Raw genomic sequence first — 8,887 nt, 5'->3', positions numbered from 1 at the left:
CCGCCCGCCGGTTATTCTTCTGACCAATATGTCGACAGCCGGGGCTGCGTGTTCATTCGCGCGGGCTATGGCGGGCAGGAAACCTGGGTGCCCCGCGTGACGCGGGATCGGCAACCGCTTTGTGGCTATGAGCCGTCGGGTGGCGGATCGGCCCCCGTGGCCGTGGCCGCTGCCCCGGAACCCACAGTCGAGGAGTCGCCGGTCGAGATCGTCGTGGCCCCCGCCGCGCCGTCGGCCCCCGCTGCACAGCCGCGCCCGGCGACCCCTGCACCTGTTGCCGTTGCGGTCGCGGCTCCGGCCCCCGCCGCCCGTCCCACGCCTGCGCCGCAGCCCGTCCGCGCGGTCAGCTGTCAGGGCCTGCCTGCGGGCGCCGCGCAATATATGCAAGGTTCCGGGCTGCGTTGTGGCCCTCAGGCCATTCATCCCGCAGACGGTCAGCCGGTCCTGCGCGTGGCCGGTGCCGGTTCGCCGTCGCGCCATGTGGATCTTGCGCCGGTCGTCATCCCCGAGGGTTACCGCCAGGCATGGACCGACGGTCGCCTGAACGCCGCGCGCGGCCTGCCTTATGCCACGACCGAAGGCGATGCCGCCATGGCACAACTCTGGACCGAGACCGTGCCGCGCGAGGCCATTGACCCCGCCGCCGACGGTGTCGCCGTGAGCCGCGCAACGGCGGCTCCGGCCTCTGCGCCGCTGTTGACCCGCGCCTCCTCCACCCCGAACATCGCGGCGGAGGACAGCACGGCAGAGGCCCCGGCCATCAGGGTGCCCGCCGGTCACCGCTATGTAGAGATCGCCCGCTATTCCGACCGCGCCACCGCTGATGCCGCGCGACTGCGCTTGCAGCAGCAGGGCATGGCCACGATGCTGGGGGGCGTCGCACAGGACAGCGGCGACTTCAGCACATTCGTGGTTCTGGCCGGGCCGTTCGATGACGCCGCGATGCTTGGTCAGACCCTGTCTGCTGCACGCGGGCTAGGCTATGGCGGGGCGGTCACGCGCTAGGGGGGGGCGGGGTCAACCGCCGCAGATTTCCTGCAAGGCAATCCAGTTCTGATCCGTCATCAGCGGCGCACGCAAGCGGCCGCGCATCGGATCGCCCTCGATCAGGTCGAGAACGGATTCCCCTGTCAGATCAATCGCATAGGCGTATGGCTCGGTCGACACACCTGCCCGTTCGAACCGGGCGAGCACGAGCGGGAGATCCACGCTGACGGGCGGTGTCGTCAGCAGCCGGGCCGCATGGGCGCGCAGGTGGCTGTCGTCAATCTCTCCGGTGGTCAGCAAGCGGCCCGTGGCCATCAGCCCCGATTGCTCCAGCAGGTGCAGCATCGGGTCACGCAAACGGCGGCGGAGGTCTTCGATCAGTAGAAAGCCCGCCAGCACTTCCGGCCCCTCGTAATCCTCGACCAGAGCCCGATTCACCACGATGATATTGCCGGGCAGGCTGGCGGTGGCCTGGGCTGTGGACGGCAACACGATGATCTGTGGCGCCTGCGGGCCAAAGACGGCCCTGCTCAGATCCCGCATCGACGACACACCGCCGGGGCCGGCGCAGGGGCGGCCCGAGAGGTCGGCCATCTCGGCCAGAATGCTTTGCCCGATATCCGTCCGGCTTGCCGCAGGCAGCATTTCCGCTGTCTGGCGGGTCAGGGCGCCGGGGAGCCAGATGATGCAGATGAGAAGGGTGATGAGGCTGAGAAAAGCGCCGAGCCAGAGGCGCAACCGGCCCGGATGGGGGCGGCGTTTCTCGATGGCGTTGCGGACCCGTTCTATGGCGTCGATCATGTCGGGGTCGGAGATTTCCAGCAGTTCGTCGGCCTCGCCATCAGGGGCATAAAGCGCCGGAATCTTCCCGGAATTCAATCGCTTGACGGCAGGCAAAGACCAATGGGACAACGCCGTTTCGGCCATGGTCGAGATCACCAGCGTCGCATCGCCAAGCGAGATCACGACCTCGCGGCGCTGGCTGTCGGGGGTCTCTCGCCAGAGCCCCGTGCTCTCCAGACGCTGATATTCCGTAAGCGCCGTCATGCCCGATCTATCACCTTGTTTTTCTGGCAGAATACCGGAAATACCCGCCCGGAACAACGGTTCTGTGCAGCCCGGTGCCCCCCGTACACCCCCTGTACACCCCCCGTGCACCCCCCGTACATACGGAATGACCGAAATGCGACAGGTTGCACGGATCGGCAGAGAGAACGGTGATGAAAATCTACAACGGCGGCTGCCTGTGCGGGGCGGCGCGTGTGACGGCGCAGGGCGCGCCGCTGCGCGTCGGGCTGTGCCATTGCCTCGACTGCCGCAAATCTCACGAGACGCTCTTTCACGCCTCGGCCATCTTCCCGGCGGCGGCGGTCGAGATCACCGGCGAGACCGGCCAGTATGAGGGCCGCGCCTTCTGCCCGCGCTGCGGATCACCGGTCTTTCCGCAAGGCGGGACGAGATGTGTACGCGCCAAGACGCAGTCATAGCGGTCGTGTCGCGCCGCTGACGAGAGGCGCATCCTCCCGGAGTGCAGGGCAACTTGCCCCGAGCTTGCCCGATAAGGCGTTTTCGGGCAGGCCGTGCCTTGGGGATGGCTTGCTTTGCGCGGACTGAACAGCCCCGACCTCAATCCCGTAGAAATGGCGTTCTCCAAGCTCAAGGCCCAGCTCAGGCGCATCGGCGCGAGGAGGTTCACCGACATGTGCGAGGCCATCGCTCAGGCGTGCGATCTCTACTCGCTTCAAGCATGCCGGAACTGCTTCAAGTCTGCTGGATATGTCTCAGGTTAATGGCAGGGTGCTTTAGCGGCACCTCGCGTCGAAAGCGCAGAGAGTTCCCCACGCCCCTCAGCGCATCCCCGCTGAAGGGCCGGACTAAGCAAGCCGTAACCGTCCCCGAAACCGGGGGTGCTCCAACTTCGGAGAGAAGCCTCCCAAGCCGCAAGAATTGAGACTGGAGGTTACGGCGCGCGATCTCGCGGTATTGTCTGAACAGGGTGTCTTTCGCAGGCTTGGAGGGTGCCGGCAGGTCCGGTCGCAAGACTTATGGGAGGAAGACATGACACTCAAGAAAGCTTTGGTCGCAACCGCGATCCTCGCGGTTGGCGGCCTGGTCGGCCAGGTCGCGGCAGCAGACGAAGACCCGATCAGGATCGGTGTCTTGGTCACGCAGGAAGGCACCTTTGCCAATGCGGGTTCCGACGGGTTGCGCGGTTTTGAGCTGGCGCTGCGCGAGGCTGGCATGGAGGCCGGTGGCCGCAGCATCGAATGGGTTCTGGGCCCGACCAACGGCACCCCCGACTCGGCCTTGCGGGCCGCACGCCAGCTGGTTGACAGCGACGACGTCGATCTAATCATCGGGCCGCTTTCTGGGTCCGAAGGGATTGCGATGCGCGACTACGCCCATACCGTGCCCGAGATCACCATCATCAACGGCGTCTCGTCCGCGATGGAAACCACCTTCGTCGATCCGGCCGAGAACTTCTTTCGCTTCAACATTCAGGGCGCGCAGGCCGGGTATGGTCTGGGCAGCTACGTCGTGAACGAGCGCGGCTGGACCCGCGTCGCCACCGTCGCCGCGGACTATTCCTTTGGCTACACCAACTTCCTGGGCTTCGCGGCGGATTTCTGTGCGGCTGGTGGCGAGATCGTCGAGCGTTTCTGGGTGCCGCTGGGCAGCTCGGATTTCGGGGCCGTCATCGCGGCGCTGCCCTATGACGTGGACGCGATCTACCTGGGCATCGGTGGCACCGACGCGATCAACTTCCTGAACCAGTACGAGCAGGCGGGCGCCGAGACCAACCTGATCGGCTCGTCGATCATCGCCGACCAGAGCGTTCTGACCGCGCGCGGCACGGCCCGTGATGCCCTGATCGGCACCCCGGCTGCCGGGTGGCAGGCTGCCGATTCGGACCTGCCCGAGTGGCAGGCCTTCGTTGCCGCTTACCAGGCTGGCTGGCCCGAAGACGAGCGGTTCCCGTCGCCGTCGCTCTATGCCACGCTCTACTACAACGCGACCGTCGCGGCGCTGACCGCGCTGGATGAGGTCGGCGGCGATCTGAGCGACGGACACACGGAGTTCCGCGCGGCCCTTTCTGCGCTCGAGATGGACTCGCCCATCGGGCATATCAGTCTCGACGAGAACCGCCAGGCCGTCGGCTCGGTGTTCATTTCGGAAGTGGTCGAGAATGCCGATGGCACGGGCCTGACAACTCAACTGGTGTCACGGACCGATGGCGTTAACGCCACCTTCGGCCTGCCGACGGACCAGTTCATGTCCATGGTCGGGCTTCCGTCGCGTGACACGCCCGATTGCGACGCGCTGCGTGACGCGGCGAACTGAACCGGGCCTTGCGCTCAACATGCGGGCGGCCGCCTCTGTGGCCGCCCGCGTTTCAGCTTTGCCAAAGGCGTCTCGGGTATGAGAATGGCCCCCTACAGACCGCGCATACACCTGCTGGAAACCGGGCTGGATGACGTGCTTCAGGCCGAACTCGATTCTCTCGGCATCTATCGTCCGCTTGTGGTTACAGATGCCCCGTGGGGCACATCGGCGTATCTTGCCGAGGCGCTGGACGTGTTGTTCGCGGAGCGTGTCGAAACAGGCGCGGCGATGCATCTGTGCGAGGGTGGCTGCACGCTGAGGCAGGCGCGTGCCGCCGCCCGGCGCCTGTTCGCTGAGGGGCGCGACGGGGTGGTTGCAATCGGTGGTCGCGCGGCGATCGACCTTGGAAAATACGCCGCCCGCGAGTTTTGCCGCGTCCGGCCCGAGATGCGCCAAAGAACCCGAGACTTCCGGCCCATGCCGTTGATCGTCATCCCCGGCAGCCCGGAGGATGGCGCGGGTCTGCGCGCCAGCGTTCGGGTGCGCGATGGCGATGGCCGGTATCTGAGCCTGCAGGACGAGGCCTTTGTCCCCGCAGCGGTGATCTGCGACATGCACCTGCACGCGACCCTGGATGATCGTGCGGCGCTCTGCGCCGATCTGGACGTTGCGATGCATTGCATCGAAACCCTGACCCGCAGCCGCATCAGCCCCCCGGCCCGAGGCATGGCGATCGATGGTTTGCGCCGCGCGTGGCGGATGCTGGGGCGGCGTGCGGCGGGCGCGGTAGCACCGCGAGCCGCCGAAGAGGTTTTCTCGGCCGCGGTGAATTCCGCGCTGGCCGAAGACGGTGGCCTAGGGGCTGTCCATGCGCTTGGACTGGCCATCGAGGAGGAACTGAACGGCCCCGAACCGCATGGGTATTACCATGCGGCGGTGTTCGGGCCGGTGATGACGTTCAACGCCCCGGCCATCGCCCGGGCGATCCCCGATATCGAGGAGGCAATGGAGGTCTCGGGCGGGGTCGCAGGGATCGCCGCCGCAATGACCCGGATCGCTGAGCGCCTGGAATTGCCGGTCACGCTGGACAGTATCGGGCTGGATCGCGCGGCCCGTGCCCGCATTGCCAGCACCGTTTCGACCGATGCGGCCAACGTGACCAATCCAAGGCATGTCAGCAAGGCCGACTATCGGTCGCTTCTGAGCGGTAGCATTTGACAGGTCGCGCGAAACGACGACACTTGTCGGGGCGCATAACAAACGAGAGTGAAACTGAAGACGAACGAAGACGCGGAGGGGAAGATATGAGCAAGGCACTGGCGGCGTTTCGCGGCACCTACGGACGGGTGTTCCTGTTTCAGCTGGACCGGGAACTGGTGGTGCATGCCCATCGCGAGGGGCATCTGCTGTTTCACATCGACGGCGCGCCCGCCGAGATGCATGTCGAGGATCAGGCCCACGCCCTGCGCGTCGGGCACGCTGTGGCGGTGAACCCGTGGCAGCCGCATTTCTTCCGCCCCTGCCACCCCGGCGAACAGACGCTGATGTTGGTCCTCTATATCGACCAGGAGTGGTTCTTGCAGGCCAGCGGTCCGCATTCGCCATCGCTCCGATACGGACGCCCGGAGATCAAGGTCGACGGGTTCCTGCGTGCGGCGAAGCACAACATGGTCCGCGGCATGATGGATCCGACGTGTCAGAACGCCGTGCTCGAAGACCTGTTTCGTCAACTCGCCTGCGGCAGCTACGAGCAGAGCTGGCAATGGACCCCGGACGCGGACATCGCGCAGCGCAACCAGTCCAAGATGATCGATTTTCGCATACGCAAGTCGATCCGCCTGCTGGCCGAGGTCGCCTTCGACGAGGCCTCGATGGACGAGGTTGCGCGCCAGGTGGGCCTGTCGCGCGCGCATTTCTATCGCATGTTCCGTGACCAGATCGGCGTGACCCCGAATGTCTATCTCAACGCGCTGCGGATGGAGAAGGCCATCGACCGGCTGTTGCTGACCACCGACACCGTGTCCGAGATCGGCCACGACCTGGGCTTTTCCAGCCAGGCCAGTTTTACACGCTTCTTCACCTCGAACGGCGTTCTGCCGCCCAGTGAATACCGGCGGGCGGTGGTCTGCGAAGCGCACTGACGCCGCTTTTTGCGACCTCGGGCGCAAAGGTGAGACTGCCGGGTATGCCCAAGCCGCACGGCGTTTTCTATCCTCCCTGCACATAACGCGGAAATGCGACGCGGTCCCCGGATCGCGCCTTGGGAGGGCACCATGCGCGAGTTCGCTCGACAGCACCCGGTCTGGTCCGGGATCGCAATCGTTGTAGCATTGTTTGTCATTTGGGCGATCTTCGCCCCGTGGCCGGAAGGTTTCGAAGCCATCTTCGGGCGGAAGCGGGTTTTCCTGAACGCGGTGTTCAGCGGCATCACCCTGGGTGCGCTGTATTTCCTGGTCGCGTCGGGGTTCACGCTGATCTTTGGTCTCATGCACAACGTCAACCTGGCGCATGGTTCGCTCTACCTGCTGGGCGGCTATCTGGGCTACGAATTCGCCGAGTGGACCGGATACTGGCTCCTGTCCTTTGTTCTCGTCTTCGTCGTTGTCGGTTGCGTGGGCATGGCCATGCAGGTCCTGGTGTTCCGCCGCCTTGAGGGGCAGGAGCTGCGCCAGACGCTGGTGACGATCGGCATCTCGGTGGTCGCCGCCGACCTGATGCTGTGGGCCTGGGGCGGCTCGTCCTACCAGGTCATGTCGCCCGATTGGCTGCGCGGGCCAATGGAGCTGCCGCTTATTGCCGGATATGGCCGCGACGGAGAGCTGGTCTACCTTCGATATCCCAAGGTCCGCATCGCCATCCTGTTCGCCGCGATCGTCATCGGCATCGGCATCTGGATGGCGCTGAACCGCACCCGCATCGGGATGATAATCCGCGCCGGGGTCGATGATCGTGACATCCTGGGTGCCATGGGCATTCCGATCAGCCGCGTGTTCCTAGGGGTCTTTGCCTTCGGGGCCGGTCTCGCGGGGATCGCCGGTGTCGTCGGCGGCACGTTTCAGTCCATCGCACCGGGCGAAGACACCCGCTTCCTCATGGCCTCCTTGGTGGTGGTGATCGTCGGCGGCATGGGGTCGTTGCAGGGCGCGGCCATCGGCGCGGTACTGATCGGTCTCGCCGAGCAGCTGGGCTCGGTCTACATGCCGACCTATGCGGTGGTGCTGACCTTCCTGATCATGGCCGCCGTGCTGGCTTTCCGCCCACAGGGCCTGATGGGGCGGAGGGGCTGAGCGATGTCGTCGAACACCCCCCCGAACCAGACGCTCGCCAATCCGCAGGCCCCGCGCTGGTGGTTGTGGCTGGTCGACCGCGTCGCCGCCATCCCCGCCCACGCCTGGGCAGTCATGCTGGTGCTGCTGGTGATGCCGCTGGTCGCGGACGATTTCTTCCTGTTCCAGATCTTTGGCTGGACCTTCATCCTGGGTATCGTGGCGCTGTCTCTGATGTTCCTTGCCGGATATGGCGGCATGGTCAGCCTGATCCAGATGTCCGTTGCCGGGCTGGCGGGCTACATGGTGGCCCTGTTCGGTGACAGCGGCACCACCATCAGCCTGGGCCTGCCATGGTGGTTCGTGGTCCCGCTGGCGATGGTCATCGCCACGCTGTTCGGGTCGCTGGTCGGCCTGCTGGCAGTGCGGACCGAGGGAATCTACACGATCATGATCACCCTCGCGATGGCCTCGGCCTTCTACTACTTCACACGCCAGAACTACACGATCTTCAACGGCTACACGGGCTTCAACCTGGTGCTGCCGCCCGACCTGTTCGGCGTGAACTGGCGCGAACCCGTGCCGTTCTATTACCTGACGCTGGTCGCTGCCGGGCTTTGCTTTCTGCTGGTGACCTATGTCTCGCGAGCCCCGTTCGGGCTGGCCTTGCAGGGGGTGCGCGACAACCCGCGGCGCATGGCGGCGCTGGGGTTCAACGTCACGGCGCACCGGGTTGCGGCCTATGCCTTTGCTTCGGCGCTGGCCTCGGTGGGAGGGATTCTGCTGGTCTGGCAAAACGCCCAGATCGCGCCGGGCACCGCCGGGATTCATGCCACGTTCGACATCCTGATCATCGCCGTGATCGGCGGCCTCAGCCGTCCCAGCGGCCCATTCCTGGGGGCATTCCTGTTCGTCTTGCTGTCGACCTTCGCGCCCGACGTTCTGCGCGCGATCGGCGCCTCGGGCGAGCGCTACAAGATGCTGATCGGAGGGATTTTCCTGCTCGTCGTCTTCGTCTCGCCCGATGGCCTTCTGGGCCTGTGGGAGCGCTGGAAGGCGCATCTGACACGCGATGACATGGCCCGTGGCAAGGGGGAGACGAGGCCGTGACCACAGAAGCCATCAAGTCGCCTGCCGCCGCTACCAGTTCCGCCGGACACGCGCTGGAATTGCGGGGCGTGTCGAAACTCTTCGGGGCGCTCGCGGCGCTGAGCGACATCGACCTTGCGATCCGCCCCGGTGAACGGCGCGCGGTACTAGGCTCGAACGGGGCCGGCAAGACGACGCTGTTCAACTGCATCACCGGCGAT

Annotated in this window: 8 protein-coding genes and 1 pseudogene; 8 read left to right on the top strand and 1 reads right to left on the bottom strand. The window is 65.6% G+C overall.

Translation table 11 applies throughout. The features are described from left to right. On the top strand, nucleotides 1-1,005 hold a 1,005-nt coding region (locus BKY26_RS12880), incomplete at its 5' end, for an SPOR domain-containing protein (RefSeq protein WP_071690793.1). A gap of 12 nt (nucleotides 1,006-1,017) precedes the next feature. On the opposite strand, the gene BKY26_RS12875 is transcribed toward BKY26_RS12880, so the two are convergent. Then, on the bottom strand, nucleotides 1,018-2,034 hold the full coding sequence (locus tag BKY26_RS12875; RefSeq protein ID WP_071690792.1) for a M48 family metalloprotease: 1,017 nt from the start codon (nucleotides 2,032-2,034) through the stop codon (nucleotides 1,018-1,020). A 173-nt stretch (nucleotides 2,035-2,207) separates the two neighbouring features. Here BKY26_RS12875 and BKY26_RS12870 point away from each other — a divergent pair. The 7 genes and pseudogenes from BKY26_RS12870 to BKY26_RS12835 all read left to right on the top strand — a co-directional run. Further along, nucleotides 2,208-2,429 (top strand): annotated as a pseudogene (locus tag BKY26_RS12870) (GFA family protein); the annotation flags it as partial. A 616-nt stretch (nucleotides 2,430-3,045) separates the two neighbouring features. After that, on the top strand, nucleotides 3,046-4,329 hold the full coding sequence (locus BKY26_RS12860) for an ABC transporter substrate-binding protein (RefSeq protein ID WP_071690790.1): 1,284 nt from the start codon (nucleotides 3,046-3,048) through the stop codon (nucleotides 4,327-4,329). Nucleotides 4,330-4,413: 84 nt separating this feature from the next. Next, complete coding sequence (locus tag BKY26_RS12855) at nucleotides 4,414-5,529, top strand: iron-containing alcohol dehydrogenase (protein WP_071690789.1); 1,116 nt, start codon at nucleotides 4,414-4,416, stop codon at nucleotides 5,527-5,529. Between the two features lie 86 nt (nucleotides 5,530-5,615). Further along, on the top strand, nucleotides 5,616-6,452 hold the full coding sequence (locus BKY26_RS12850) for a helix-turn-helix transcriptional regulator (RefSeq protein WP_071690788.1): 837 nt from the start codon (nucleotides 5,616-5,618) through the stop codon (nucleotides 6,450-6,452). 132 nt (nucleotides 6,453-6,584) lie between these two features. Further along, nucleotides 6,585-7,598 (top strand): branched-chain amino acid ABC transporter permease, encoded by a 1,014-nt coding sequence (locus tag BKY26_RS12845; protein ID WP_071690787.1) that lies wholly within the window; start codon nucleotides 6,585-6,587, stop codon nucleotides 7,596-7,598. A gap of 3 nt (nucleotides 7,599-7,601) precedes the next feature. Further along, on the top strand, nucleotides 7,602-8,687 hold the full coding sequence (locus BKY26_RS12840; RefSeq protein ID WP_083431441.1) for a branched-chain amino acid ABC transporter permease: 1,086 nt from the start codon (nucleotides 7,602-7,604) through the stop codon (nucleotides 8,685-8,687). Beyond that, nucleotides 8,684-8,887, top strand: a 204-nt coding sequence (locus BKY26_RS12835) for an ATP-binding cassette domain-containing protein (RefSeq protein ID WP_211267995.1), incomplete at its 3' end; no start/stop codon positions are given. The genes BKY26_RS12840 and BKY26_RS12835, both read left to right, overlap by 4 nt.

The organism is Nioella sediminis (genome assembly GCF_001879695.1).
Taxonomy (GTDB): domain Bacteria; phylum Pseudomonadota; class Alphaproteobacteria; order Rhodobacterales; family Rhodobacteraceae; genus Nioella; species Nioella sediminis.
Note: the sequence above shows the minus strand (reverse complement) of the source record. Positions and strands in the feature narration are given on the sequence as shown.